This is a genomic window from Mycolicibacterium llatzerense, from assembly GCF_000878195.1.
Classification (GTDB): Bacteria; Actinomycetota; Actinomycetes; order Mycobacteriales; family Mycobacteriaceae; genus Mycobacterium; species Mycobacterium llatzerense.
In genome coordinates, this window is sequence record NZ_JXST01000033.1 from 38,611 (window position 1) to 65,281 (window position 26,671).

Annotated in this window: 26 protein-coding genes; 9 read left to right on the forward strand and 17 right to left on the reverse strand. The window is 67.2% G+C overall.

Going from position 1 to position 26,671, the window contains the following annotated elements; translation table 11 throughout:
• Window positions 1-3 precede the first annotated feature (3 nt).
• Window positions 4-393, forward strand: a complete 390-nt coding sequence (locus TL10_RS21165; RefSeq protein ID WP_043987174.1) for a VOC family protein — start codon at window positions 4-6, stop codon at window positions 391-393.
• Here the strand turns inward: TL10_RS21165 and TL10_RS21170 are convergent.
• Together TL10_RS21170 and TL10_RS21175 are read right to left on the reverse strand one after the other, a co-directional pair.
• Window positions 365-1,021, reverse strand: coding sequence for a maleylpyruvate isomerase family mycothiol-dependent enzyme (locus TL10_RS21170; RefSeq protein WP_043987175.1), 657 nt, complete (start codon window positions 1,019-1,021; stop codon window positions 365-367). The two genes, TL10_RS21165 and TL10_RS21170, sit on opposite strands and share 29 nt — an antisense overlap.
• On the reverse strand, window positions 1,021-1,911 hold the full coding sequence (locus tag TL10_RS21175; RefSeq protein ID WP_043987176.1) for an alpha/beta hydrolase: 891 nt from the start codon (window positions 1,909-1,911) through the stop codon (window positions 1,021-1,023). The genes TL10_RS21170 and TL10_RS21175 overlap by 1 nt, the downstream gene beginning before the upstream one ends.
• A gap of 78 nt (window positions 1,912-1,989) precedes the next feature.
• Here TL10_RS21175 and TL10_RS21180 point away from each other — a divergent pair, with 78 nt between their 5' ends.
• Complete coding sequence (locus tag TL10_RS21180) at window positions 1,990-2,610, forward strand: TetR/AcrR family transcriptional regulator (protein ID WP_043987177.1); 621 nt, start codon at window positions 1,990-1,992, stop codon at window positions 2,608-2,610.
• A gap of 24 nt (window positions 2,611-2,634) precedes the next feature.
• On the opposite strand, the gene TL10_RS21185 is transcribed toward TL10_RS21180, so the two are convergent.
• From TL10_RS21185 to TL10_RS21195, 4 genes are all read right to left on the reverse strand, one after another.
• Complete coding sequence (locus TL10_RS21185) at window positions 2,635-3,102, reverse strand: Rrf2 family transcriptional regulator (protein ID WP_043987178.1); 468 nt, start codon at window positions 3,100-3,102, stop codon at window positions 2,635-2,637.
• A 27-nt stretch (window positions 3,103-3,129) separates the two neighbouring features.
• Window positions 3,130-3,726 (reverse strand): cysteine hydrolase family protein, encoded by a 597-nt coding sequence (locus tag TL10_RS21190; protein WP_043987204.1) that lies wholly within the window; start codon window positions 3,724-3,726, stop codon window positions 3,130-3,132.
• Window positions 3,727-3,823: 97 nt separating this feature from the next.
• Window positions 3,824-4,093, reverse strand: coding sequence for a hypothetical protein (locus TL10_RS30290; RefSeq protein WP_082068031.1), 270 nt, complete (start codon window positions 4,091-4,093; stop codon window positions 3,824-3,826).
• Between the two features lie 45 nt (window positions 4,094-4,138).
• Window positions 4,139-4,747, reverse strand: a complete 609-nt coding sequence (locus TL10_RS21195) for a TetR/AcrR family transcriptional regulator (protein WP_043987179.1) — start codon at window positions 4,745-4,747, stop codon at window positions 4,139-4,141.
• A 107-nt stretch (window positions 4,748-4,854) separates the two neighbouring features.
• Here TL10_RS21195 and TL10_RS21200 point away from each other — a divergent pair, with 107 nt between their 5' ends.
• Both TL10_RS21200 and TL10_RS21205 read left to right on the forward strand, forming a co-directional pair.
• On the forward strand, window positions 4,855-5,781 hold the full coding sequence (locus TL10_RS21200) for a metal-dependent hydrolase (protein ID WP_043987180.1): 927 nt from the start codon (window positions 4,855-4,857) through the stop codon (window positions 5,779-5,781).
• Window positions 5,774-6,928 carry a hypothetical protein gene (locus tag TL10_RS21205; protein WP_043987181.1) on the forward strand — a complete coding sequence of 385 codons (1,155 nt, stop codon included), beginning with the start codon at window positions 5,774-5,776 and terminating at the stop codon, window positions 6,926-6,928. The genes TL10_RS21200 and TL10_RS21205 overlap by 8 nt, the downstream gene beginning before the upstream one ends.
• Window positions 6,929-7,273: 345 nt before the next feature.
• On the opposite strand, the gene TL10_RS21210 is transcribed toward TL10_RS21205, so the two are convergent.
• From TL10_RS21210 to cysD, 3 genes are read right to left on the reverse strand one after another with little or no spacing between them, the layout of a single operon-like run.
• Complete coding sequence (locus tag TL10_RS21210; RefSeq protein ID WP_043987182.1) at window positions 7,274-8,020, reverse strand: 3'(2'),5'-bisphosphate nucleotidase CysQ; 747 nt, start codon at window positions 8,018-8,020, stop codon at window positions 7,274-7,276.
• Complete coding sequence (gene cysN, locus TL10_RS21215; protein WP_043396949.1) at window positions 8,020-9,864, reverse strand: sulfate adenylyltransferase subunit CysN; 1,845 nt, start codon at window positions 9,862-9,864, stop codon at window positions 8,020-8,022. The genes TL10_RS21210 and cysN overlap by 1 nt, the downstream gene beginning before the upstream one ends.
• A gap of 1 nt (window position 9,865) precedes the next feature.
• Window positions 9,866-10,816 carry a sulfate adenylyltransferase subunit CysD gene (gene cysD, locus TL10_RS21220; protein WP_192830278.1) on the reverse strand — a complete coding sequence of 317 codons (951 nt, stop codon included), beginning with the start codon at window positions 10,814-10,816 and terminating at the stop codon, window positions 9,866-9,868.
• A gap of 180 nt (window positions 10,817-10,996) precedes the next feature.
• Between cysD and TL10_RS21225 the strand changes: the two genes are divergently transcribed.
• The gene (locus TL10_RS21225; protein ID WP_043987184.1) at window positions 10,997-11,410 is read left to right on the forward strand and encodes a PaaI family thioesterase; all 414 of its coding nucleotides are present in this window, start codon (window positions 10,997-10,999) and stop codon (window positions 11,408-11,410) included.
• A gap of 10 nt (window positions 11,411-11,420) precedes the next feature.
• Here the strand turns inward: TL10_RS21225 and TL10_RS21230 are convergent, their stop codons facing one another.
• The 7 genes from TL10_RS21230 to TL10_RS21260 form a co-directional block, all read right to left on the reverse strand.
• Window positions 11,421-13,337 (reverse strand): ArnT family glycosyltransferase, encoded by a 1,917-nt coding sequence (locus TL10_RS21230; RefSeq protein ID WP_110789171.1) that lies wholly within the window; start codon window positions 13,335-13,337, stop codon window positions 11,421-11,423.
• A gap of 60 nt (window positions 13,338-13,397) precedes the next feature.
• Window positions 13,398-14,654, reverse strand: coding sequence for a bifunctional glycosyltransferase family 2/GtrA family protein (locus TL10_RS21235; protein ID WP_043987185.1), 1,257 nt, complete (start codon window positions 14,652-14,654; stop codon window positions 13,398-13,400).
• Window positions 14,655-14,710: 56 nt separating this feature from the next.
• Window positions 14,711-16,606, reverse strand: a complete 1,896-nt coding sequence (locus TL10_RS21240; RefSeq protein WP_043987186.1) for an ArnT family glycosyltransferase — start codon at window positions 16,604-16,606, stop codon at window positions 14,711-14,713.
• Between the two features lie 14 nt (window positions 16,607-16,620).
• Entirely contained in the window at window positions 16,621-18,228 is a 1,608-nt protein-coding gene (locus tag TL10_RS21245; protein ID WP_043987207.1) for a sensor histidine kinase, read from the reverse strand.
• Window positions 18,206-18,910, reverse strand: coding sequence for a response regulator transcription factor (locus TL10_RS21250; protein WP_043397151.1), 705 nt, complete (start codon window positions 18,908-18,910; stop codon window positions 18,206-18,208). The genes TL10_RS21245 and TL10_RS21250 overlap by 23 nt, the downstream gene beginning before the upstream one ends.
• A 142-nt stretch (window positions 18,911-19,052) precedes the next feature.
• Window positions 19,053-19,298 (reverse strand): hypothetical protein, encoded by a 246-nt coding sequence (locus tag TL10_RS21255; RefSeq protein ID WP_131630782.1) that lies wholly within the window; start codon window positions 19,296-19,298, stop codon window positions 19,053-19,055.
• Between the two features lie 190 nt (window positions 19,299-19,488).
• Window positions 19,489-19,734: a hypothetical protein gene (locus tag TL10_RS21260; RefSeq protein WP_043987187.1), complete on the reverse strand. Its 246-nt coding sequence runs from the start codon at window positions 19,732-19,734 to the stop codon at window positions 19,489-19,491.
• 227 nt (window positions 19,735-19,961) lie between these two features.
• Between TL10_RS21260 and TL10_RS21265 the strand changes: the two genes are divergently transcribed.
• Genes TL10_RS21265 through TL10_RS21280 form a run of 4 tightly spaced genes read left to right on the forward strand, consistent with a single transcriptional unit; the run spans window position 19,962 to window position 25,352 of the window.
• Entirely contained in the window at window positions 19,962-20,936 is a 975-nt protein-coding gene (locus TL10_RS21265) for an oligopeptide ABC transporter permease OppB (RefSeq protein WP_043987188.1), read from the forward strand.
• Entirely contained in the window at window positions 20,933-21,835 is a 903-nt protein-coding gene (locus TL10_RS21270) for an oligopeptide ABC transporter permease OppC (protein ID WP_110789172.1), read from the forward strand. Before TL10_RS21265 ends, TL10_RS21270 begins: the two co-directional genes overlap by 4 nt.
• Complete coding sequence (locus TL10_RS21275) at window positions 21,832-23,667, forward strand: oligopeptide ABC transporter ATP-binding protein OppD (RefSeq protein WP_043987190.1); 1,836 nt, start codon at window positions 21,832-21,834, stop codon at window positions 23,665-23,667. The genes TL10_RS21270 and TL10_RS21275 overlap by 4 nt, the downstream gene beginning before the upstream one ends.
• A complete protein-coding gene (locus tag TL10_RS21280) occupies window positions 23,667-25,352 on the forward strand; it encodes an oligopeptide ABC transporter substrate-binding protein OppA (RefSeq protein WP_043987192.1) in 1,686 nt (561 codons plus the stop codon). Before TL10_RS21275 ends, TL10_RS21280 begins: the two co-directional genes overlap by 1 nt.
• Here the strand turns inward: TL10_RS21280 and TL10_RS21285 are convergent.
• A complete protein-coding gene (locus TL10_RS21285; protein WP_043987210.1) occupies window positions 25,339-26,595 on the reverse strand; it encodes an alpha/beta fold hydrolase in 1,257 nt (418 codons plus the stop codon). The two genes, TL10_RS21280 and TL10_RS21285, sit on opposite strands and share 14 nt — an antisense overlap.
• Window positions 26,596-26,671 lie beyond the last annotated feature (76 nt).

A 26,671-nucleotide genomic window follows, 5' to 3' on the forward strand; every position in this document is an offset into this window, starting at 1 on the left:
TCTATGGCCATCACCTTCAACCACACCATCGTCCACTCGACTGACCGCTCGGCCGCGGCCACTTTCTTCACCGAGCTCTTCGGCCTCCCGCCCGCGAAAGAAGCCGGGCATTTCCTCGCTGTCGAACTCAACCACGGCGTGGGCCTCGATTTCGCCCAGATGCCGGAGGGCACCACCGTTGTGCCCCAGCACTACGCGTTCCTGGTGTCCGAGGACGAATTCACCGCGATCTACGGCCGGATTCGTGAACGCGGGCTGGAGCATTGGGCCGACCCGCGGGCACAGCACCCCGGCGAGATCAATCACAACGACGGTGGTCGGGGCGTCTACTTCCAGGACCCGAGTGGGCATTACCTGGAGATCATCACCCGGCCGTACGGGTCTGGCGGCTGAGCAGCCGGTCGGCCAGTATCTCGGCGCCTGCTCCCCGCAGCCGAGGCAACACCTTCGGCCGGTTGCCCAGGACCGAGATCAGCTCGGCGGCCGTCCCCTCCACGGTCGGCCCGACATTGCCGTGGCACCATCCGGTGTCGGCGGCGACGAGCCGCAGGCCCTGACTGTTGCGATAGGCCGGGACGAACGGGTTGGGGAAGGCCACCTGGGTGTCCAGCACCGCATTGAGCAGGTGCGGCGGGATGTCCGGCTCCCGGCCGACAGCGAACAGGATGTCCAACTCGTGGGTGATGTGGTCGCCCAGCAGGAGTCGCGCCGGAAAGTACCTACCGACTCCTTCCGGGCGCGCACTGACGGCGCGGAAATCGGTCAAGAGCGCTTCTACGCTGCGGTCCCGCGCAGCCTCCTGGGCAGTCGCGGTGTTGGCGCAATCGAAATTCCGGTGCAGGACCAGCGCACCGAGAAACGTGCCGACGGGATGGCTGCATCCGACCACCAGATGCCCCAACACCTCACGATTGCTCCACTCCGTACACAGGCTCGGCGCGGCCCATTCGTCGGGGGTCAGTCCGGCGGCGACGTCGGCGAAGCGTTCATCGTTGGCGCGCAATACATCTCGCGACCCCATCACAGATGCTCTTTCAGAAAAGAGACCTGATCGTCGAGCACTCGCCGCACCAGCGGCGGGTGATAGATCGCGAAGTGGTCGGATTCGTAATGCCGGGCAATACCCCGCGGTGCTCGTTGGGCCACCAGTTCGGCGTAGCGCGGATCCATCAGCGTCTCGCCGTCGCAGACGCACACCAGCAGTGGCGCCTGCACCCGCGCCGCGTGGCTCAGCGCCGATCGCGTGATCAATAGCGCTGCATCGATGGCCGTCATTCGATTGTCGAAGGCCGCTCCGTCGGGCACCGTCGAGCGCCACCCGTCCTCCGCGCCGGCGACCGTCACCATCGCATCGGTACCCGGCTGCCCGACGATCGGCACGTAGCGACGGCCGCGCCGGAATGCCGCGCGCACCACGTCCTCGGCGATCGCCGGCGTCAGCCGTAGCGCTCCGCGGATGCCGACGGTTCCGGCCGCCGCCGGCCCGTGGGTGATCGGGCATTGCACCACTGCCGCTGCGATATCGCTGCGACTACCGGCCACCCGCACCACATTCATGCCGCCGAGGCTGGTGCCCCACAAACCAATTCGGCCGGCATCCACGTGCGGGTGCCGCTGCACAAAATTGATGGCGGCGGCGACGTCTCGGCATTGTTCGGGGATCGAAATTCGTTGCCGCGGTTGACCTCCGGACGCTCCGGTGAATCGGTAGTCGAAGGACAGCACGGCGATGCCCGCGGCGGCGAAGTGCTGCTCGTATTGCGGCAGCATCATGTCGCGGGTGGCGCCGAGACCGTGCACCAACACCACGGCGGGGTGCGGCCCGGGCGTCGGCGGCAGCGTGAGCCAGGCGGCATACCGGTCACCGCCACTGTCGAAGTCCAACCGCTCGACTGAAATCGCTGATGTCATGGCAACTCCCTCACATAAGTACGTTGTACGTATGAACTACACTTCAACACGTACGACGTACTTGTCAAGGGGTTGCTCATGCGCGCACGGTTCACCAGGGACGAAATCGCTTCGGCCGCACTGCGAATCGTCGATGAATCGGGATTGTCGGCGCTGAGCATGCGGAGCCTGGCCAGCACACTCGGGACCGGTCCGATGACGATGTACAACTACGTCGCCGACAAGGAAGGCCTGGAGGAACTGGTCGTCGCCGCGGTAGCGGCCGGCATCGTCGTCCCCGAACCGACTGACGACTGGGCGGCCGACGTGCATGCGACGGCGTCGGCGATGTGGCGCGGGGTTCGGGCGCATCCGGCAGCCATCCCGTTGGTCCTGACCCGGCGGATGAATTCGGCAACAGGATTTGGCATTGCCGACGCCCTGGTCGGCGCGTTGGGGCGCGCAGGGCTGTCAGACGCCAACCGGCTGTCGGCTTTTCACGCGGTACTCGGGCTGGTCACGGGATCAGCGCAGGCCCAGCTGGCCGGACCGTTTTCCGGCGACGCCGCCGAAACCGCAGCCCGTATCGGGTCGGCGGCCGGGGCCCAGCACCCGCACATCGCCGCGCTGTCCGAGGTGGCCGTCACCGTGTCAGTCGAGGACGATTTCGACGGCGGCCTGCGGATGCTGATCGCGGGGATCGCCGCGGCGGGCAGTTAGCGCACGCTCGCGGGAAGTAGCCGGCTAGTGGCCGCGGCGGGCTTCCTGCGTCCGGTAGTCCCCCGCCAGCGCGCTGACGTGGTTGGGCAGGTGGCCCGTGGCCACGTCGGCCAGGCTGGTTTGTTCGAGCACCGAACGCATGCTGGCCCGCAGCGCCCGCCACACATCGGTGAGCGAGGCCGTCGGTCCGGAGTACGGCAGGTCCCCCAGCCCCATGTCCCGCACGCTGGCCAGTGGACCGTCGATGCAGCGCAGGACGTCGGCGATGCTGATGTCCGCGGCCGGGCGGGCCAGCTCGTAGCCGCCGTCGCGGCCGCGGTGGCTGCGCACCAAACGGTCGGTACGCAGGTTGGTGAGGATGTCGACCAGGAACTGCGCCGGGATGCCCTGTGCCTTGGCCAGGTCGTCGGTTTTGACCAGCGCACCCGCGTCGGCGGCGGCCAGTTCGACCATGGCGCGGACGGCGTACTCCGCCTTGGCTGACATCCGCATCAGCCAATCATGCCATTTCAGGTCGGATTAGTCCGGAATAGCGGCTGCGTTGGGGGCCACCACTGCCACCAGGTCGGCCAGCCCGGCGAGGCTCGCCGCTTGCAGCGCCGCAGCCGGCACCGGCTGACCGTCGGGGCCGGCCAGGGTGCGGGTCGCCGTCGCGGCAGCCACGACCGTCGGTGCGTACCCGAGGCTGAACGCGCCACGGGCGGTGGAGTTCACACACATGTGCGTCATGAACCCGGCCAGCACCAGGTTCGACGCACCGAGGGCCTTGAGCCGCTCATCTAGTTCGGTCTGCACGAACGAGTTCGGGTACTGCTTGACGATCACCGGCTCGTCGCCGCGCGGAGCCACCCGATCGACGATGGCACCGATATCGGCGCGGATGTCGTAGAGCGACCCCGGTCCGTCGTCGTGCTGGATATGAATGACGGGAATGCCGGCGGTGCGGGCCCGGTCGAGCAGTGCAGCGGTCTCATCGAGTGCGGCCTGCACTCCCTCGAGTTCCATCACCCCGTGCGTGTAGGTGTTCTGACAGTCGATCAGCACGAGAGCCGAGTCCGCGAGGCTAACGGGTTCGACAGGGAGACTGGACAATTCACGCAGAGTCGGGCGGGTCATATTGGTGAGCGTACCGGTGGACACTGCGCTCGCGGACAAACTCGACATGGTCAGTCGAGGCAATCCGAATAGCTTCAGCCGAAACGGCTTTCAACCACTAATTGTTGCCGTTGATACCCGGATGCAGACCAGGTGCCACGCTCGGCGCACCCGGCGCGGTGACCCCTGGCGTGAACAGGTTGCCGCCGGTAGGGCTGATGCTCTTCTCTGTCGCCGTCGGCGAGGGAGAGGTCGTGGTGGTCGTGGTCGTCGTGGAGGGCGATTGCCCGCCGTTGCTACTACAACCTGCGGTGAGCACCCCCATCGCAACAAGGGCGGCGCCTCCGGCCGCGGCCATCAACCGACGAGTGGACAGATGTGTGCTCATACGAACCCAAACTAGCCCTGACCGGCAGTTATCGCCACCGCTAGCTCAGCCCTGCTGCCCCAGGATCGCGGCGCCCAGCCAACGCCGGATGAAAGCCCGCAACTCCTCGGGAGTTCGTCCGTCTCCGGCCGGCGCCAGGAAGTAGGACAGCATGATGCGCAGCGTGAATTCGACCAGATCACGCAGCGCCACGTCGTCGTATCCATAACTGGCCCAGTCGACGTCGAATCGGGTGATCATCTGCATGCCGAAGTCCTGCGCCTCGGCAGAAGCCAGGTCGCTGCTGTGCGCGCCGACGTACGGCGCCGACATCAGGATGCCCAGATGCGGCGTGCGGGTCACCGCGTCGAGTGTGTAGAGGACACCCTCTGTCATCGCGTCGGCCGGATCGTGGATCCCCCGCACGTGCTCGCTGAGCTGGTCCAAAAAGCCTGCAACCGAGGCGATCGCGGCAGCCCGCATCAGCTCGTCGGCCGTCGGGAAGTAGCGGTACACCGTCTGCCGGATGACTCCGAGCGACTCGGCGACATCGGCGATGGTGATCGCCGTGCCCGTCGTGGACAGCAACTCGACCGCAGCCGCGACGATGCGCCGCGTCGCCTCTTCGTCGTCGGCGGGCGGCTCCCCACCCCAACCGCGACGTTTGCGTGCCATTCGCCGGACGGTACACGTCGGACCCCACCCGGGCATTGACGGATCGCGTCGACACTGTAACCATACAAACAAGACATCCTTTGTATGATTACTGAACGAGGTGCCCTGTGACCGATCTCCAGGTCCGCAAGATGCGGTTCGCTTTCGCGGACCACCCCGTGCCGTTCCTCTGGAACGAGACCAACCCCGCCTTCTCCGCGATGGCAAATGCCGTGTCCTTCTTGGCAATTGCGTTCGAGAAGATGATCGTCAGCACCATGGCCGAGGCCAAGCCGCTGCTGACCGACCCGGTGATCGCCGAGGAGGCCGAGGCGTTCGTCCGGCAGGAGGGCCAGCATTCGATGGCCCATCGCGCACATGCCCGAGGCCTCATCAAGGCCCACCCGGAGCTCAAAGAGACGCTCGACGACGTGATCGCCGCGTTCGACGATCTCGTCGCCAACAAGCCCCTCAAATATCGGCTGGCCTACACCGCCGACCTGGAGGCGACGTTCACGCCCGTGTTCAAGCTGATGCTCGACCACGACGACACGCTGTTCGCGCCGGGCGACGACCGGGTCGCGTCATTGTTCCTGTGGCACTTCGTCGAAGAGGTCGAGCACCGGAGCTCGGCGCTGATCATCTACAACGGCCTCGTCGACGATCCGTGGTACCGCATGCGCGTGGCGCCCTCGATCTTCAAGCACGTGATGGACGTCGTGCGGCTGGCGTGCGACGGGTTCAACAAGCATCTGCCGCTGGAAGTCCGCAAGGTCGACGCTCTGTCAGCATTCGCGCTCGAACGCCGCAAGAACACCATTCTGAAGCGGCTGGGCCGCATCCCTGACTTCGGGCCGTTCGCCAGCGCCTTCCACGATCTCCCGGTCCGGGAGCAACTGGTGGCGCTGTCGGGCATTGTGCGCAGCCAGATCCCGGGTCACAACCCGGAGCACGAGAAGCTGCCCGCACTGGCGGCCGAATGGTTCGAACGCTACGACGCCGGCTACGACGTCACCCACTGGTACACCGCCGGAAAGCAGAGCGCCCATGTCTGACCTGTGTTCGGCAACGTTCGCTGATCTCGCTGGGCGCCTGGGGTTTTCCTGTCAGACGGCGGGCGGCCTGCTCGAGATCCGCAATCCCCTCCAGCTGGAGAACTGGACCCTGCCGGTCCTCGAGTTGACTGTCATCACCGGCGCGGTGCTGACCCTCGTCTACGCGATCATCCGGCTCCGTCGCCACGGTGACGCCACCAACATCGCATTGTGGTTCGGCGCGGTGGCCTACTTGTTGATCATCGAACCGCCGCTGTACTTCCCGGCCGCCTTCGGCATCGCCGATCGCGTCGACACCATGTTCGCGCACAATGTGTTCACGGTGGACTTCCTGTGGGGACGACTGCCGCTGTACATCGTGGCGATCTACCCGATGATGGCTACCGTCGCGTTCGAAATCGTCCGCAGCCTAGGGGTTTTCCGCCGCTACGGCACCCTGGTCGGCGCCGTGTGCGTGGGCTTCGTCCACCACGCGTTCTACGAGATCTTCGACCACCTGGGCCCGCAACTGCGGTGGTGGGAATGGTCGGTGCACAACCCGATGAACCAGCCGATGTTCGACTCCGTGCCGCTGCCCAGCGTGGTGGTCTTCGCCGCGCTGTGGCCGATGTCGCTGGCGCTGTGTGTGCAGTTCTTCGTCGGCCGCCACGCCGACCGGGGCCGCCGCTTCACCGGTATCCAGATCGCTTGGCGCACTGTGGTGGCCGGGGTGTTGGCTTCTTTGGGCACCGCAATCCTGCCGCTGCCCGCGACCGTGATCGGCGGCGTGACGGGGAGTTCCACCGCCGGTGGCATCGCCTACGCCGCCGAACTAGTGGCTGTCTGTGCCGTGGCAATCTGGGCACTGGTCACCCAATGGCGCCGACTGCGCAGCACCGCCGCCAGCCCGACCGAACCACGCTATGTGAGCCCGCCGTGGTTGGTCGGCTACAGCATCGCCTACCTGGTGATCATGGCAGTTCTCTGGCTCAGCGCGCTGCCGGACTACTTTGGCGCGGTCAATGGCGTTACCGCACACGGAGATCCGATCGGCAGCCTGTGGTACACGGCGATGTGCTTCGGCATTGCGGTGGCGTGCGTGGTGGCGGTGCGCACCGTGGCACGGACGCCGTCGGATGCGCCGCTGCCGGTCACCGCGTCGACGTAGCCGTCAGAGAAAGTCCTCTCACGAGAAATCCGCAGCTTCAATCACGCGGCACTCTCGACGCTCGTTTTTGAGGCCAGGTACTTTTTCGGGCCGTCAGGGGTCCCTGATTGCAATAACCATCAGCAGACCGTCCGTACTGCAGTCGGGTTCATGTCGAGGCTTCAGTACGCGCTCGTGCTGGGCACTCGACAAGCAAAAGCCTTGTGGGCGTTGACCGTGCGCTGACGTTCACAAAGTTCGAGTAGCGAAGGCCCAGGGTGCAGGATCAACGCAAGGCCGACCCAAATAGCCGAAATGGCTGCGGGAACAAGCGTTCCCACAGCCATTTCGTCAATCTCGCGGAGGCTACTGCGTCGAAGTGATCGCCAGTACTCGCTCGGCCAGTTCTGGCCGGCACACGACCAGGTCGGGCAGCTTCGGGTCCTCGCGGTTGTAGACCAACGGCGAGCCGTCGATGCGCGAGGTGTGCAGTCCGGCGGCGCGGGCCACCGCGACCGGAGCCGCGGAGTCCCACTCGAACTGACCACCGGCGTGCACGTAGACGTCGGCCCGGCCCTGGATCACGGCCGCGACTTTGGCCCCCGCCGAACCCATTTCGACCAGAACCCCGTCGAGCGCGTCCCGCACTGCGAGCGCGACGGCCGGCGGGCGGGTACGCGACACCACGATGCGCGGCGGCCCGTCGACCGCGCGGGGCGCGGCCACCTCGGGCGTGTGCAGCGTGGTGTTCTGCGCGGGCAGCGCCACGGCGCCGGCAACCAGCTCGCCGGATTCCCACAACGCCACGTGCACGGCCCAGTCGTCCCGGTCCAGTTCGGAGAACTCGCGCGTGCCGTCGAGCGGGTCGATGATCCACACGCGGTCGGAGGTCAGGCGGGCGCTGTTGGCCCGCTCTTCCTCGGTTGCTTCCTCGGACAGCACCGCGTCGTTCGGCCGCAGCCGGGCGAGCTCCGTCATCAAGAACTCGTGAGAGCGCTTGTCCCCCGCGGCTTTCCGCTCGGCGGCGTCAGCTGTGGCGAACTCGGCCCGCACGTCCAGGAGCAGGTCACCCGCGCGGGTGGCCAATCGCTCGGCGACTTCGTGATCGATCATCACCGGCCCACCAGCAGGTCGACGACGCGCTGCGCCTGGGCATCCAGGTCACCCGGCACCAGAGCCAGAGCCGGGTTCTTCGGCCGCTGGTACGGGCTGTCGATACCGGTGAAGTGCGTGATCTCACCGGCACGCGCCTTGGCGTAGAGGCCCTTGGGGTCCCGGGCCTCGCAGTCGGCCAACGGGGTGTCCATGAACACCTCGAAGAACTCGAATCCCTGGTCGGTGTGGACCTTTCGCGCCAGCTCGCGGTGCTCTTCGAGCGGACTGATCGCCGGCACCAGCACGATCTGGCCCGAGTCGGCGAGCAGCGTGGCGATGTGGGCCAGGCGGCGCAGGTTCTCCGAGCGGTCGGCCATGGAGAAGCCCAGGTCCGCGTTCAGCCCGTGGCGCAGGTTGTCACCATCGAGAACGTAGGCGGGACGGCCCAATTCGAGCAGTTTGCGCTCCACCAGCATCGCCACCGACGACTTGCCCGAGCCGGACAGGCCGGTGAACCACACCGTGCTGCCCTTGGACAACCGGTCCTCGGCAGTGACGAGGTTGGCGTGCCGCACCGCATTCGGGGTGGCAGCCCGGCCGGCGGCCGGCGTGGTCTCGCGCACCATGCCCGCCGCGACGGTGCCGTTGGTGTCCGGGTCGATCAGGATGAACGAGCCGGTCACCGCGTTGCGCGAGTACTCGTCGAGCAGCAGCGGTTGCTGCGTGCGCAGCGTGACGCGGCCAAGTTCGTTGAGCTTCAACGCCGTTGCGCTCTTGTCCCGGTGCAGGGTGTTGACGTCCAGCCGGTAGTCCAGGTCAGTCACCCGGGCCCGCGTGGTGCGGGTGGTGTGCTTGATGATGTAGTCCCGACCCGGCTCGAGCGTCGCGTCATCGGACATCCAGCACACCGTGGCGTCGAATTCCTGCGTGGTGTGCGGCTGGTTGTGCACACGGGCGATCATGTCGCCGCGCGAGATGTCGATGTCGTCGGCCAGGCTGACCGACACCGCCATCGGCGCGAACGCCTCGTCGACCGGCCCGGTGGGTCCGTCGATCGCGGTGATGGTGCTGGTCTTTCCCGCTGGGAGAACGACGATTTCGTCGCCGGGGCGCATGACGCCACTGGCGATGGTGCCCGCGTAGCTGCGGTGGTCGGCGTGCTCGTGGGTCTGCGGCCGGATCACGAACTGGACCGGGAACCGCACGTCCTTCAGGTTGCGGTCACCGGCGATGTACACCTCTTCGAGGTGCGCCAGCAGGGCCGGTCCCTCGTACCACGGCGTCTTGTCCGACTTGGTCACCACGTTGTCGCCGGTCAGCGCCGACAGCGGAATGGTGGTGACGTCCTTGATGTCGAGGCGGGCGGCGAACTCGTGGAAGTCGTCGCGGATCGTCTCGAAACGCTCACGGTCCCAATCGATCAGGTCCATCTTGTTGACGGCCAGCACGATGTGCTGGATGCCAAGCAGCGAGGCCAGGAAGGCGTGCCGGCGCGACTGCTCCAGCAGACCGTGGCGGGCGTCGACCAACACGATGGCCAGCTGCGCCGTCGAGGTACCGGTGACCATGTTCCGGGTGTACTGGATGTGCCCCGGGGTGTCGGCAATGATGAATTTCCGCTTGGCCGTGGCGAAGTAGCGGTAGGCGACATCGATGGTGATGCCCTGTTCCCGCTCGGCACGCAGGCCGTCGGTGACCAGAGCGAGGTCGGTGTACCCGTGGCCGCGTTCCTTGGAGGTGCGCTCGACGGCGGCCAGCTGGTCTTCCATGACGGCCTTGCTGTCATAGAGCAGCCGGCCGATCAGCGTGGACTTACCGTCGTCCACCGAACCGGCAGTGGCGATACGAAGCAACGTTGCCATATCAGAAGTAGCCTTCCCGCTTGCGGTCTTCCATGCCGGCCTCAGAAATCCGGTCGTCTGCGCGGGTTGCGCCGCGCTCGGTCAGTCGGGACACCGCGGTCTCGGCGATGACTTCTTCGACAGTCGAAGCCTCCGACTCGACGCAACCGGTGCAGGTGACGTCACCGACGGTGCGGAACCGCACGGTCTTGGTGATCACCGGTTCGTTCTCGCCCGGCTTCAGGAATTCGTGCACCGCCAGCAGCATGCCGTCGCGCTCGAAGACCTGGCGCTCGTGCGCGTAGTAGATGCTCGGCAGCGCGATCTCCTCGGCGCCGATGTAGGCCCAGATGTCGTACTCGGTCCAGTTCGACAGCGGGAAGACGCGGATGTGCTCGCCCTTGCGGTGCCGGCCGTTGTACAGGTTCCACAGCTCGGGGCGCTGGTTCTTGGGGTCCCACTGACCGAACTCGTCGCGGAAGCTGAAGACGCGCTCCTTGGCGCGGGCCTTCTCCTCGTCGCGCCGGGCGCCACCGAAGGCGGCGTCGAACTTGTTCTCGCGGATGCCGCGCAGCAGCGACACGGTCTGCAGCGGGTTGCGCGACGGACCGTTGTCGACGACGCGTCCGGCATCGATGTCCTCCTGCACGCTGGCCACGACCAGGCGCAGGCTGTGCTTCGCGACCAGGGCGTCGCGGGTGGCGATGACCTCTTCGAAGTTGTGACCCGTGTCGACGTGCATGACGGGGAACGGCAGCCGGCCGGGCGCGAACGCCTTGATGGCCAGGTGGAGCATCACGATCGAGTCCTTGCCACCGGAAAACAGCAGCACCGGCCGCTCGAACTCCGCGGCGACCTCGCGGATGATGTGGATGGCCTCGGCCTCCAGCGATCGCAGATGGCTCAATTCGTATTTGGCGGCCCGGTGGTCCACCTTGGACGCCTCGGCGGCGTCGGGAGTGACGGTCATCATTTCCCCGTAAAGTTGGTAGAACTGGTCAAGTTAAGAACCATGGTCAGAATTTACGTGCCCGGTCCTGCGGTGTCAACGGTTGTAACCACCGAGATCAGTCCGCAGCGACAGACACGTCAGCACCATCACTACCTGGCAGGTAATTGATCCGGCGAGCAGCCGAGCGAAGACTTCGACTCCATGAGCCCGAGTACCGGCGCCGAGGTCATGGCGCAGTTCATCCCGCAGTCCCCACTGGTCGCCAAGCTGGGCATCGTCGCCGAGGCGCTCGACGCCCCCGAGGTGCGATTGCGGATGCCGTGGGATCCGTCCAACACCACGCTCGCCGACATGGTGCACGGCGGCGCGATCGCGGCGCTGGCCGATGTCACCGTGATGGCTGCGGCATGGTCGACCGAACAGGCACCGGAATCGCTGCGCGGCGTGACGATCTCGATGTCGGTCCAGTACCTGGCACCGGCCCGGTCCACCGACCTGATCGCCGTCGGCCGCGTCCTGCATCGCGGAAAGTCCTTGGTGCACTGCGAAGTCGAGGTCTCGACGCCGTCCGGTGACCCGGTAGCCAAGGCCGTCGGCACCTACAAGATCGGCTGACCCGCCGAGATCAGTGGGGCGCCTCGAGGTCGTAGACGGTGGCGCCGCCGACGTTGAGCTTGGCGAAATGCCCGGTGACCCACGCGGTGATCTCCGCGGCGCTCCCCCGTTCCCGACCGCCGGGCCCGGGTCCGCGCTTGTGATCACCCACGATGAAGTAGTGAATCTGGCCGTCCTCGACGTACTGGCGGAACTGCGCCAAGGTCGGTGCATTGTCGCCGCCGGAGAATCCGCCGATGGCCATCAACGACTTGCCGGTGCTCAATTCCAGATCGCCGGCCTGGAAGGACCCGACCGTGGCGGCCGCCCAGCGGTTGTCAGCACCACGGATCAGGTTCTCGAGTTCGGCATTGGGGCCGCCACGCTCGGGGCCGCCAGGACCGCCGCCCGGCCAGGCATCGCCGCCGGGCCGCGGCGGACCGGACATCGAGCCAGGCCCACTGCTGTGGGCTTGCGCGACGTTGTACAGCGTGAACGACGCCGAGCCGGCCAGGGCCGCGGCGATCGCGATGCCGGCGATGACCGCCGTGAGCCGTCCGGGGCGCGCTCCGACCGCCACGATGGCCACGGCCGCCAGGACGGCCACCACCGCGATGCTCCAGCGCAGGGCGGGCATCCAATCCGGGGTACGGGACAGCAGCGCGAACGCCCACCCAGCTGAGCCGACCAGGAGCAACGCGAGCAGCAGGCGTGCCGACAATTTGCCTCGGCGCTGCCACAGATGCGTGACCGTCATACCCGCCAGCGCGGCGACCGCAGGGGCGAGCGCGACGTTGTAATACGGGTGCACCGTGCCGTCCATGAAGCTGAACACCGCACCGGTCACCAGAAGCCAACCGCCCCAGAGCAATACACCGGCACGAAGCAGGTTAGGACGCGCTGCACCAGGACCGCCTGCGCGCAGAGCACGGAGACTCGTCCACAGCAGCAGCACCAGACCGATCAACGCCACAGGCAGCAACCACGACACCTCGACACCCATCGACGGGCCGAACAGCCGGGTGATGCCGGCGTGCCCGCCGAAGAACAGGTTGTCGCGCATGCCCCCGCCGGGCCCGCCGCTGGGTCGGTCACCGCCGGTGATCCGCTCGATGCCGTTATAACCCAAGGCCAATTGCAGCAGGCTGTTGTCGGAGGACCCGGCGATGTACGGGCGGGCGTCGGCGGGCCACAGGCTGACCAGCGCGATGTACCAGCCGGCCGAGATCACCAGGGCCACAACGGATATCAGCAGCGCGCCGACGCGGCGTCCCACGCTGAAGGGCGCGGCGACCAGGAACGCGAGCGCGAGCCCCGGCACCGGCAGGAAGGCCTGCAGCATCTTGGTCAGGAAGGCGAAGCCGACGACCGCGCCGGTCAGCGCCATCCACCGGGCGGACACCGCGAAGTCGGTGGACTGGATGGCCCGCACGGTGCAGTAGGCCGCGGTGATCAGTAGCAGTACGAGCAGCGCGTCGGGGTTGTTGAACCGGAACATCAGGGCCGCAACGGGAGTCACCGCCAGGACCAGGCCGGCCAGGAGGCCCGCGGCCGCGCCGCTGGTGCGGCGGACGGTCGCGTAGAGCATCCCGACGGCGGCCACACCCATCAGTGCCTGTGGCAGCAGCATGCTGAACGCGCTGAATCCGAACAGCCGGCCCGACAGGCCCATCAGCCACAAGGCGGCCGGCGGCTTGTCGACCGTGATGGCGTTGCCTGCGTCGAACGAGCCGAACAGCAGCGCTTCCCAGTTCTGGGTACCGGCCTGGGCCGCGGCGGCGTAGTAGGAGTTGGCCCAGCCCGACGAGCCGAGCGCCCACAGGTACAGCACTGCCGTCCCGGCCAGCAGGGTCAGCAGTGCGGACCGTTCCCAGACCGGGCGGGCCCAGATTGCCGGTCCGCGGCCGGCCTTCGGCAGCTGAGCGACGGTGGGTGCAGTGGCGATCACGAGTGGGTCTCCTCTGAAACAGTTGGTACGCAGGTCAATTCGTGCACTGGGTGGAACACCCTAATTTGAACGCCGTGGGTGGAACACCCAACCGCGCAGCAGCACGAACCGCACCGCGGTCGCAACCAGGTTGGCGGCCACCAGCACACTCAGTTCGAGAAGATGGTGGGCGTGCGGCGCGAACACATGCAGCCCCGCCAGCGCGCCACTGGTGATACCCAGGGCGATACCGAAGACGATCAATCCTTCGAATTGATGCCGGGTCGCACTCGCGGCTCCCCCGCCCGTGACGCCGAAAGTGAAGCGCCGGTTGGCAGCAGTATTGACGATCGCGGTGAGCAGCAGGGCGACCAGGTTGGCCGTCTGCGCGCCGAGCGCCGTGTGCATCATCATGAACAGCAGCAGGTAAGCCAGGGTCGACGCGACGCCGATGGTCCCGAACCGGACGACCTGGCGCAGCAGCGAGCCGGGCGCGGCCGCTTTGGTCGACGAACCCAGCTGAGCGGCAATGGTATTCACCGGGATGCTGCCGTTGGCGAAACCGCGCAGCAGCCGGCCGACGCCCTTGAGGTCCGCGGCGGCGGTGGCGATGATGTCCACCCGGCTGTCGGGATCGTCGACCCAGTCGACCGGGACCTCGTGGATACGCAGGCCCGTGCGCTCGGCGAGTACCAGCAGCTCGGTGTCGAAGAACCAGCCGGTGTCTTCGACCAGCGGCAGCAGCGCCTGGGCCACGTCGGCCCGGATGGCCTTGAAGCCGCACTGGGCGTCGGAGAACTTCGCAGACAGGGCGCCACGCAGGATCAGGTTGTAGCAGCGCGAGATGAACTCCCGCTTCGGTCCCCGCACGACTCGGGAAGACCGGGCCAGCCGGGTGCCGATCGCCAGGTCGGAGTGGCCGGAGATCAGCGGGGCCACCAGCGGGCCGAGGGCGGCCAGATCGGTGGAGAGATCGACGTCCATGTAGACCAGCACGGGAGACGGCGAGTGCGACCACACCTCGTGCAGCGCCCGACCGCGGCCCTTGAGCTCCAGTCGCACGACGCGGACGTTGTCCAGTTCGGCGGCGAGCTCGGCTGCGACCCGTGGGGTGTCGTCGATGCTCGCGTTGTCGGCGATGGTGATCTGCACCGGGTACGGGAAGTGCTCTTCCAGGTGGCGGTGCAGCCGGCGGATCGAGCCGGGCAGTGCGACCTGCTCGTTGTAGACGGGGACCACGACGTCCAGCACCGGCACGCCGGCGGCCTGAGCAACAACCGCGGCATTCTGGCGGGTGGTGAAGCGGCGTTCCGTGTCGCTCTCGAGCAGGTTTGTCATGACACTGATTTTTCGGCCACAGCTTTAGGCCGCCATTGGGTGAAGCTATGCGGAAGCTATGTGTTTCGAGCCGGGCGGGTCAGGTCGTAGACAACGGTGTTGTCGACCGTGGTGGCGGTGAAGTGCTCGCTGACCCACGTGGCGATCTGCTGAGATTCCTGCTTGCCGTCGTCCTGGCCATGCGGTCCCCAGCCCATCTTGACATCGCCCTCGACGAAGTAGTGGACCTGACCGGCCGCGACGTACTGCTGGAACTGCGCGAGCGTGGGCGCTGGATCGGTGCCGTTGAAGCCACCGATCGCCATCACCGGGACGCGGGCCGCCAGCTGATAGCCGGCGGCGTTGTTGGAGCCGACGACGGCGGCCGCCCAGCGGTAGTGCGCGGCATCGTTGCCCAACAGCGTGGTCAAGGCGGCCCCTGGAACCGGCGAATCGAGGAGCCCACCGCCCGGCCGAAACCCTTGCGGTGGTGCGCCCATCGCACGGCCCGATCCACCGGCCGAGGCCTTGCCGTGTCCGGGCCGTGGCCCCCAGCCGGCACTGTGCCCGCCGGGACCGCTCACGGACGGCATTGCCCCGGTATGCGAAACCTTCGCGGTGGCAATCGAATACGCGGTTGGGGCGGCCAGGCAGACCAGGACCGCCGTGGCCGCCGCCAGGCGCGCGGGTCCGAATCGTGGCGGCGCGAGCAGCAGCAGTGCGGCGACCGCGCCCACGATCAGTACCGACGTCCGCAACCAGGTCACCTCACCGCGGCCCAGCAGAATCGCGGCCAGCGCCGCCGTGGCCACCACGGTGCTCGCCATGGTCAGCCGGGCCTGCCACGCAGTGCGGTTGCGCCACAACAGGATCGACCCGATACCGACGCACGCGCCGATGGCCGGAGCCAGCGCGACCGTGTAGTACTGGTGCACGATGCCGTTGGCGAAGCTGAACACCGCGGCGGTGAACACCAGCCACCCGCCCCACAGGATCAGGGCGGCCCGGGTCGGATCGGTTCGCGGCGCCCGCCGGGTGAGCACCAATCCGGCGACCAGACAGATCAGCGCTGCCGGCAGGAGCCAGCCCGCGTAGCTGCCCATGCTCGCACCCACCAGCCGGTCCCACCCGACGTCGAAGTTCGGGTTGCCCAGTCCGCCGGGCTCATTTCCGCTGAGCCGGCCGACGCCGTTGTACCCCAGCGCCAGTTCGATGATCGAATCGTGTTGCGATCCACCGACATATGGGCGCGACGACGCGGGCCACAATTCGACCAGCAGCAGGTACCAGCCGCCGGCGACGATCATCGCCACGGCGGCCCCGAGCAGGCGCCACAGCCGGGTACGCACCGACGGCGGCCCGGCCACCAAGTACGCAGCCGCGAAGGCCGGCAGCACCAGGAACGCCTGCAGCATCTTGGCCAGGAACGCGAACCCGGCGGCCACCCCCGCGGCGATCAACCACCAACGGCCCGCGTCTTTTTCGCAGGCGCGTTGCACGCAGTACGCACCGATCACGAGAAGCAGCACCAAGAGTGCGTCGGGGTTGTTGAACCGGAACATCAAGGTGGCCACCGGCGTCAGCGCGAACACCGCACCGGCGATCAAAGCGGCGGCAGGCCCTGCAGCGCGGCGCACGGCGGCATACAGAACCGCGACCGCGGCCACTCCCATCACGGCCTGCGGCACCAGGATGCTCCAGGAGCTGAGCCCGAACAGCCGCACCGAGAGGTCCATCACCCACAGTGCACCCGGGGTCTTGTCGACGGTGATGGCATTGCCGGAGTCGCTGGCGCCGAACAACATTGCGGTCCAGTCGCTGGCTCCGGCCTGTGCCGCGGCTGAATAGAAACTGTTGGCCCAACCACTCACCGACAGGTTCCACAGGTACAACACAGCGGTACCCGCCAGCAGCAGTCCGAGCTGGAGTCGCTCGCCCAGCGGGCGGCGTAGTACAGGAGTCACCAGTCTGATTGTGAGTGCGCTGGTTAGGCGGATGTCGAGGCGACGCTATGCGGTGGCTGTGAGGCTGAATCTGCCGGGCCAGCGGGCAGGCGCACCATGAATACCGTCGCTCCTGGTCGGCTGTCGACGCTGATGGTGCCGCTGTGCGCCTTGACCACCGCGGCGACGATCGCCAGTCCCAGCCCGGTGCTGCCGGCCTGTCGGGACCGCGACGAGTCACCGCGCGCGAACCGCTCGAACACCTCGGGCTGCAAGGTTTTTGGAATGCCCGGACCGTCGTCGGCGATGCTGATCACCGTGGCGTCCGAATCAGCGGACAGGGCGATCGTCACCGACGTGCCCGCCGGCGTGTGCGTGCGCGCATTCGCCAGCAGATTCACCAGCACCTGGTGCAGCCGCGCCGGGTCACCCTCGATGGTGACCGGTTCGTCGGGCAGGTCCAGCGACCAGTCGTGATCGGGACCGGCGACGTGGGCGTCGCTGACGGCGTCGACGACCAGTTGGGACAGGTCGACGGTCTCCATTTCCAGCGGCCGACCCGCGTCGAGCCGGGCCAGCAGCAGCATGTCCTCGACGAGCCGGGTCATGCGCGCAGTCTCGGATTCGACGCGGTTCATCGCGTGGGCGACGTCGTCGGGCAGCTGGTCGCTCTTGCGTTGCGCCAGTTCGGTATAGCCGCGGATCGCGGCGAGCGGGGTGCGGAGTTCGTGACTGGCGTCTGCCACGAACTGGCGTACCCGCGTCTCACTGGCATGACGGGCCGCGAGCGCGCCGGCGACCCGGTCCAGCATGCGGTTCAGCGCCGAACCCAACTGGCCGACCTCGGTGTGCGCGGCGACCGGGTCGACGTGCACGATCTCCGCCGGCAGCTGTACCTCGCCCCGGTCCAGTTCGCGGTCGGCCACGTCGCGCGCGGCGGCGGCCACCCTTGACAGCGGGGCGAGTTGGCGCCGGATGATCCACACCCCGACCACCGTCGCCCCGATCAGCGCCAACGCCCCCACCGCGCAGAACATGCCGAGCACCCACAGCAGGGTGTTGTCGACATGCCTGGTGGGCAGGCCTGTCACGATGGTCTGCGGACCGCCGTGCCGGGGATGCAGACCGATGACGCGGTAGCTGCCCAGCCCGTCGATGTCGATGGTCCGAACCTTGCGATCCGGCCGTATCTGCGCCAATTGCGCTGTGGCCGTGGTGCTTACCGAGTTGCGACTGCCCTCGGAGGTGATGACGCCCGCATCGACCTGGCCACGGAACACCACCGCCCCGACGGTGCCGACGGCCTGCCCAGGCGCGTTGAGGAAGCCCGGGCCGGGGCCGGCCTCGGGGTCGAACCGCATCCGGAAATGCGGGTCCATGGACGGGCGCGGCACGCCGCCGGTGAGTGGCGGGGCCATCGGCGGTGGCGGCAGTTCGAAGATGGCTGCCGAGCGCCGGCCCGCCTCCAGCACCTGATCGTCCAACTGGTGCAGCAGAAAGCGTTGCAGCGCAAACTCGGTCGCCGCGCCGACCCCGATGATGACCAGTGCCAGCAGCAACACCTGGGTGACCAGCAGCCGGACCCGCAGCGACCAGGTCCGCGGCTGCCAGATCCGCGTGCCGGCCGCCTCAGCGGGCAGGTCGGAGGACATATCCGGCGCCACGAAGGGTGTGGATCATGGGGTCGCGTCCGCTGTCGATCTTCTTGCGCAGGTAGGACACGTACAGCTCAACGATGTTGGAGCGGCCGCCGAAGTCGTAGCTCCACACCCGGTCGAGGATCTGCGCCTTGCTCAGCACCCGCTTGGAGTTCCGCATCATGTACCGGAGTAGCTCGAACTCGGTGGCGGTCAAGGTGATCTGCTCACCGGCGCGCGTCACCTCGTGACTGTCCTCATCGAGCACCAGATCGCCGACGACGATCTGCGCGCCACCGGCCTCGTTGGCCACCCCGGTGCGCCGCAGCAGCGCACGCAGGCGCAGCACCACTTCTTCGATGCTGAACGGTTTGGTGACGTAGTCGTCGCCACCCGCGGTCAGGCCGGCGATGCGGTCCTCGACCGAATCCTTCGCGGTCAGCAGCAGCAGGGGCAGTCCGGGAATCTGCTCGCGGAGCTTGCGCAGTACGTCGAGCCCGCTCATGTCGGGCAGCATGACGTCCAGCACGACGACGTCGGGCGGGTTGTCCTTGGCCAGCGAAATCGCGGTGGCACCGTCGCCGGCTGTGGCGATATCCCAGCCTTCGTAGCGCAACGCCATGGAGACGAGCTCGGCCAGGACGGGTTCGTCGTCGACCACGAGGACGTTGATCGGTTTGCCGTCGGCGCGGTGCATGACGACGCGCTGGGCTTCACTGTCACGGGCGGTGCTGCTGGGACCTGTCACAGCTCCATTATTCGCGCCGGTGTGGGCCAGTACTGTGACAACTCTATGTGCGAGCTGTGAATCTCGATCCGCCGAAACGCGAGATTAGCCGCTAGCCCTGGGGGTTGGTGTCGGGCGACTGTCCGACGAACAGCGGCGCCTTACCCGTGATCGAGGGCGCCGCGAAGGTGACCGGTGCGGTCGTGGTGGTGGAAATCAACGTGGTGTTGGCATTCATCGTCTCCGATGGGCCTGCCACCATGCCGGCACACACCGCCGCCGCACCCATCACTGTGCTGCCACCGATGAGGGCGATTGCCCACTTCATGCTGATGCCGGAAGTCTCTGTTCGACTCATGGCTTGCCTCCCGTGTACTTGGGACCACTGCGCTGCGCCGCGCCGTCGGGGCGCGCGGCCGGTCATATGCCTCAAGTCAAGCGCGCCAATCTGGCAACGCACTGAATCGCTTCTGGCAGTTCGCCCTTCATAGCCCGGTGATTCGAGTCTGGGTCGCGGCGGAGGCATCTGCGCCACGGCCCAGACTTCATCAGCCTGGGTCCTGGCCCGGGTACAGCGGAGCGGGCCCGGTGATCGCCGGCGCGGCGCTGATGATCGGCCCAACCGTCGTGGCGCTGACAACGGAACTGACTGAGGTGCCGTTGGCCGATGTCGATTGCAGGGACTGTGCCTGCGCTCCAACAAACACAAGAGTCGTGACACCGAAGATCATGCTCCCGGCGATAACGCCGATGGCCCACTTGTTGTTTGCTTCAGAATTCTTGGTTTGACTCATCGCGGGTCTCCCACCTAGACGCGATCTGCCACGATTTCGCCACACCATTGGGGCACGCAGCCGGCCATGTATTTTCAAGTCGCCCCGACCGTCAGGTATTCCACCGAATCAGAACTGGTCTGGTCACCAGCTCAGGAACAGGGTGGCCGCGGCCATCGGGCGCCAATCCCGCGCTAGTGCGCCGGGATCTCTTAACCTGTCCAGATGCGGTTTCCAGCGAGCGGCCCATGACGCGGTTCCTGATCCGCCGATTGTTCAACTACGCGATCCTGTTGACGCTGGCGACGTTCCTGACCTTCGCGCTGACGTCGGTGACCTTCCACCCGCTGGACAACCTGCTGCAGCGCAACCCCCGCCCGCCGCAATCGGTCATCGACGCCAAGGCACACGACCTCGGCCTCGACAAGTCGCTCTTGCCGCGCTACGCCCACTGGGTATCCGGCGCGGTCCACGGGGACTTCGGAAAAACCGTTACCGGGCAACCGGTTTCCGAAGAGCTGGGACGACGGGTGTGGACCAGCCTGCGGCTGGTGGCCATCGGGTCGATCCTCGGGTCCATCATCGGCGTGATCATCGGGGCGTGGGGCGCCATCCGGCAGTACCGCCTGTCCGATCGGACCGTTACCGTGCTGGCCCTGCTGATTCTCAGTGCACCAACGTTCGTCATCGCCAACCTGCTGATTCTGGGCGCACTCGGCGTCAACGAGGTATTGGGCTTCCAACTGTTCCAGTACACCGGCGAAACCTCGCCCTACGCAGCGGGCGGCTGGCACGGGTTCGTCGACCGGCTGCAGCACCTGGTGCTGCCGACCACAACGCTGGCGCTCGGCGCCATCGCCGGGTACAGCCGTTACCAGCGCAACGCGATGCTCGACGTACTCGGGCAGGATTTTATCCGGACCGCCCGCGCCAAGGGCCTGACCCGGCGCCAGGCGCTGTTCAAGCACGGCCTGCGCACCGCGTTGATCCCGATGGCCACGTTGTTCGCCTACGGGGTCGCGGGCCTGGTCACCGGTGCGGTGTTCGTCGAGAAGATCTTCGGCTGGCATGGCATGGGTGAGTGGATGGTGCAGGGCATCAACGGCCAGGACGCCAATATCGTCGCCGCGTTCACCTTGTTCTCCGGGACGACGATCCTGATCGGCGGGCTACTGTCCGACGTCGTCTACGCCGCCCTCGATCCGCGGGTGCGGGTCTCATGAGCATCCAGATGGGGCTGCCCCGCGCCCGATTCGCCTCCCGGCGCACGCTGGTCGCGCGGCGGTTCGTCCGCAACCGGCCCGCGGTGGTCTCGCTCGTGCTGCTGGTGGCTCTCTTCGTCGGCTGCTACGCGCTGCCGCCGCTGCTCCCCTACGCGTACACCGACATGGACTTCAACGCCCTGCTGCAACCGCCGGACGGCCGGCACCTGTTCGGCACGAACGCCCTTGGCCAGGACATTCTCGCGCAGACGTTGCGGGGCATGCAGAAATCGATGCTGATCGGCGTCTGCGTGGCGGTGATCTCGACAGTCATCGCGGCGACGGTCGGCTCGGTGGCGGGCTACTTCGGTGGCTGGCGAGACCGGGTGCTGATGTGGATCGTCGACCTGCTGCTGGTGATCCCCGGCTTCATCCTGATCGCGGTCGTGACGCCCCGCATCCGGCACGAGAGCACGGTGCTGTGGCTGGTGATCCTGCTGGCGGCATTCTCGTGGATGATCAGCTCGCGCATGGTGCGCGGCCTGACCATGAGCCTGCGCGAACGCGAGTTCGTCACGGCCGCACGGTATATGGGCGTCAGCAATGCCCGGATCATCGCCCGGCACATCATCCCGAACGTGGCGTCCATCCTGATCATCGACACGACCCTCAACGTCGGTTTGGCGATCCTGGCCGAAACCGGTTTGAGTTACCTGGGTTTCGGTGTGCAGCCACCCGATGTGTCGCTTGGCACGTTGATCGCCGACGGCACCCCGTCGGTCACCACATTCCCCTGGGTGTTCCTGTTCCCGGCCGGGGTGCTGGTGCTGATCGTGCTGTGCGCCAATCTCATCGGCGACGGCTTGCGTGACGCGCTCGATCCCTCGGCACGGCCGCGCCGGCGGGTGGTGAAGCGATGAGCACGCCATTGCTCGAGGTCCGCGACCTGACCGTCAGTTTCCAGACCTCCGACGAGGACGTCTCGGCGGTGCGGGGCATGAACTTTCACATCGCCCCTGGCGAGGTGCTGGCTTTGGTCGGCGAATCCGGCGCCGGTAAATCGGCGACGGCCATGGCGGTCGTGGGGCTGCTGCCCGAACACGCCCAGGTGACCGGTTCGGTGAAACTTCAGGGCAAGCAGCTCGTCGGGCTCGACGACGACGCCATGTCCGAGGTACGTGGCCGCGTGATCGGCACGGTGTTCCAGGATCCCATGTCAGCGCTCACCCCGGTATATACCGTCGGCGACCAGATCGCCGAAGCCCTTCGCGTGCATGACCGTTCGGTGGACCGGCGTTCCGCGCGCAAGCGGGCGGTCGAGTTGCTGGAGCTGGTCGGCATCAAGCAGCCCGCGGCCCGCGCTCGGGCGTTCCCGCACGAGCTGTCGGGTGGCGAGCGGCAGCGCGTCGTCATCGCCACCGCGATCGCCAACGACCCCGACCTCATCATCTGCGACGAACCCACCACGGCCCTCGACGTCACCGTGCAGGCGCAGATTCTCGACGTGCTGCGCACCGCCCGCGACGTCACCGGTGCCGGGGTGCTGATGATCACGCACGATCTGGGTGTGGTCGCCGAATTCGCCGACCGCGCCATGGTGATGTACGCCGGCCGGGCGGTGGAGAAGGCGCCGGTGTCGAACCTGTACCGCGACCGGGTGATGCCGTACACCGTCGGTCTACTGGGATCGGTGCCTCGACTCGACGCACAGCAGGGCTCGCGGCTGGTGCCGATCCCCGGCTCCCCGCCGTCGATGGCCAGTCTGGCGCTGGGCTGCCCGTTCGCGCCGCGCTGCCCGCTCGCCGACGACGACTGCCGGGCGGCTGAGCCTGCGTTGCTCGACATCGCTCCCGGGCACGCTGCCGCGTGCATCCACACCGACCAGGTGACGGGCCGCAGTGCAGCCGAAATCTACGGGGTGGCAACCGAACCCGAGGTCGTTGCCGAGGACGACGTCGACCGGCCGGTGGTGCTCGCGGTCAGCGACCTGGTCAAGACCTTCAAGCTCAGCGGCGGGATGCTGCGGCGTAAGACCGGCGAGCTGCGTGCGGTCGACGGTGTCAGCCTGCAGCTGCAGCAGGGCCGCACCCTGGGCATCGTCGGCGAATCTGGCTCCGGCAAGACCACCACGCTGCATCAGATTCTGAATCTGACCGCGCCGCAATCGGGTTCGATCACGGTGCTCGGCCACGATGTGGCCGGCCTGAACCGCGACACGCGGCGGGAACTGCGCGGCGACCTGCAGGTGGTGTTCCAGGACCCGGTTGCGGCGCTGGACCCGCGGCTGCCGGTGTTCGACGTCCTGGCCGAACCGTTGCGGGTCGGCGGCTTCGACAAGAGCCGCATCGAGGACCGCGTCACCGAACTGCTCGGCATCGTCGGCCTTCGGCACGAGGACGCCGCCCGCTATCCCGCCGAGTTCTCCGGGGGCCAGAAACAGCGCATCGGCATCGCCCGGGCACTGGCGCGTCAGCCCAAGATTCTGGCGCTCGATGAACCGGTGTCGGCGCTCGACGTGTCGATCCAGGCGGGCATCATCAACCTGTTGCTCGACCTACAGCAGCGCTTCGACCTCTCGTATCTGTTTGTCTCGCATGATCTTTCGGTGGTCCGGCACCTGGCCCACACCGTGGCCGTGATGTACAAGGGCGCCGTCGTCGAACAGGGCGACGCCGCAGCGGTTTTCGGTGACCCGCAGGATCCCTACACCCAGCGGTTGCTCAATGCCGTGCCGCAACCGGGAGGAGAGTGATGGGTTCCCGTCGCGGTCGGTTGCTCGTTGTGCTGGTGTCCATCGTCGCGCTGGTCGCCGCACTGGGCGGCTGCTCGAGTGAATACAGCGGGTCCAGTGCCGGCGCACCGAAACTCGGCGCGGCGAACGACCTCAACCCGCGAGACCCCGCCACCCTGATGGACGGCGGGAATCTGCGCCTGGCGCTCACCGCGTTTCCGGACAACTTCAACACGCTGAACATCGACGGCAACACCGTCGATACCGCCTCGATCCTCAGGCCGACCCTGCCGCGGGCCTTCGTCGTCGGCCCCGACGGTTCGACAACCGTCAACCACAACTATTTCACCGACATCCAGCTGACCAGCACCAACCCGCAGGTGGTCACCTACACCATCAACCCCAAGGCGGTGTGGAGCGACGGCACCCCACTCACCTGGGAAGACATCGCCGCCCAGGTCACCGCGACGACGGGCAAGGACCCGAGGTTCCAGATCGCCAGCCCCAACGGCAGCGAGCGGGTGGCCTCGGTGACCCGCGGCGTGGACGACCGGCAGGCGGTCATGACGTTCACCCGGCCCTACGCCGACTGGCGCGGCATGTTCGCGGGCAACGGCATGCTGCTGCCGAAGGTGTCCACGACCGATCCCGAGGTGTTCAACAAGGGGCAGCTGACCAAGCCGGGGCCGTCGGCGGGTCCGTTCGTCATCTCGAACGTCGACCGCGGTGCGCAGCGAATCACGTTGACCCGCAACCCTCGATGGTGGGGCGCCCGGCCGCTGCTGGACAGCATCACGTTCCTCGTGCTCGACGATTCGGCACGCATCCCGGCGCTGCAGAACAACGCCATCGACGCCACCGGGCTGGGGTCACTCGACGACATGGTGCGCGCCCGACGCACCAAAGGTGTCGACATCCGCACCGCGCCAGGCCCCACCTGGTCGCACCTGACCTTCAATGGCGCGCCCGGCTCGATCCTGCACGACCCGGCGCTGCGCCACGCGATTGCGATGGGCATCGACCGCCAGACCATCGTCACCGTCCTCCAGCACGGCCTGGTCGACAACCCGGTACCGCTGAACAACCACATCTACGTCGCAGGCCAAGCCGGCTACCAGAACAACAGCGGCGGGACGCCTTTCGACCCGGTGGCGGCACGGAACGAGCTCGACTCGTTGGGCTGGAAGCTGCCGGCGGGCCGCTCGGTACGCGAGAAAGACGGCCGGCCGTTGACCGTGCGGCTTGTCTTCTATGACGCCTCCGGGGGCCGGCAGATCGGGCAGATCGCCCAGAAGACGCTCGCCGACATCGGCGTCCGGCTTGATTTGGTGGTGTCCTCGGGCGCAGATCTGTTCAGCCAGTACATCATTCCCGGTAACTTCGACATCGCCGCCTTCGCCTGGCAAGGCGACGCATTTCCCTTGAGCGGTCTGACCCAGATCTATGCCTCCGACGGCGAGAGCAACTTCGGCAAGGTCGGCACACCCGAGATCGACGCCAAGATCGAACAGACCCTCGACGAATTGGAGCCAGCCAAGGCGCAGGCGCTGGCCAATCAACTGGACCGCATGCTGTGGGCTGAAACCTTCAGTCTGCCGCTCGCCCAGTCCCCCGGAAATGTCGCGGTCCGAAGCACTTTGGCCAACTTCGGGCCGGCGGGCCTTGGCGACCTGAACTACATGACGATCGGATTCACCAAGTCCTGAGCTGCCGGATGGCCCGTGGCAGCCCGGCCGGCACCAACGACTCGGCGGCCGCGGCCGTAGCGATGCCCCGAATCATCAGGCGCACCGGGAAATCCAACGGTGCGTTGTCCAATTCTGTTGCCCGGTCGGGTAATTCGGCATAGTCGCCGGCATATACCGAGGCGGCGATGGTCAGTGCCGAGCCCTCCCGCATGTCGAGCACACTGTGGCCCGCACTGGGCAGTTCCAGCAGGACAGCGCCTGGGATCAGTGCAGCGACCCGCTGCGCCACGGCGGGTGGCGTGATCAGATCCCGGCCGCCGGAGATCACCACGGTAGGCCAGTCGAATGCCGGCATCGCGGCCACCAGGTCGAACGGTTCGGCGACGAATTCCGGGTCGCCGGTGGCGGATTCGCGGTACGCCAGTGCCGGGTCGATCGGCAGGCCGTCGGGCTCGGGGGCATAGTTGAGCTCCTGGTAGCCGATGTGCTCGACCAGGTCAGGTTCATGCCGGTATGGCGTCTTGCTCTCGAACAGCAGCTTGGTGCTGTGCCCGATGGCATGCCACAGCAGGCCCCGTCCCGTGAGCAGCAATTCGAGCTGCTGCTCGAGTACGTCGGGCCCGACCAGGCCGTACAGCCCGGTCGCCAATTGCACCACCCAGGGTGTGAGTTTTCCGTCCGCCGACAACCCGCGCATGGTGCTGGCCAGACCCTCGGTCGACGGAGTCGTGCCGTCCCAGAACGCCGCCCGGGTGGCGTCGCGCACCGCGTCGATGTCGTCGGCGCAGAGCAGTGGTGAGTCGAGCACCATCGCGTGCACGTGATCGGGGTGACGCACGCCGACGCCCGCCGCCAGGTAGCTGCCGTACGACGTGCCGTAGACCACCGCGGACTCGACGCCGGCGTCGTCCAGAACCGCCGCGATGTCGTCGACCGCGGCCTCGATGGTCAGCGCCTCCGCAGGCAGGTCCGCGCCGGCGTCGTCGTGCCGGGACATCCCGATGCCACGGTGCTCGACCATGATGACGTCCAGACCGGCAGCGGTCGCACGCCGGCGCAGATTCCGGTAATGCCCGATCGACGCCGCCCCCGGCCCGCCCGGAATGATCACCAGCGGATGCTCAGCCGGCGGCCCGGTCCGCACATAGAACAGATCGAATTCCTCTGCACCACTTGACCGGACCGGTCGCCGCACCGACCGCACCCCGGGCAGCGCCGCGAGCTTGTCGTGCGCGCGGCGGCGTTTGGCGTTCATGGTCATCAGCACCCATTGTGCCGCCTTAGGTTCGGCGCGAGCGTAAGCAGTGCCTGTGACTGTGCTGGTACGTAGAACTGGG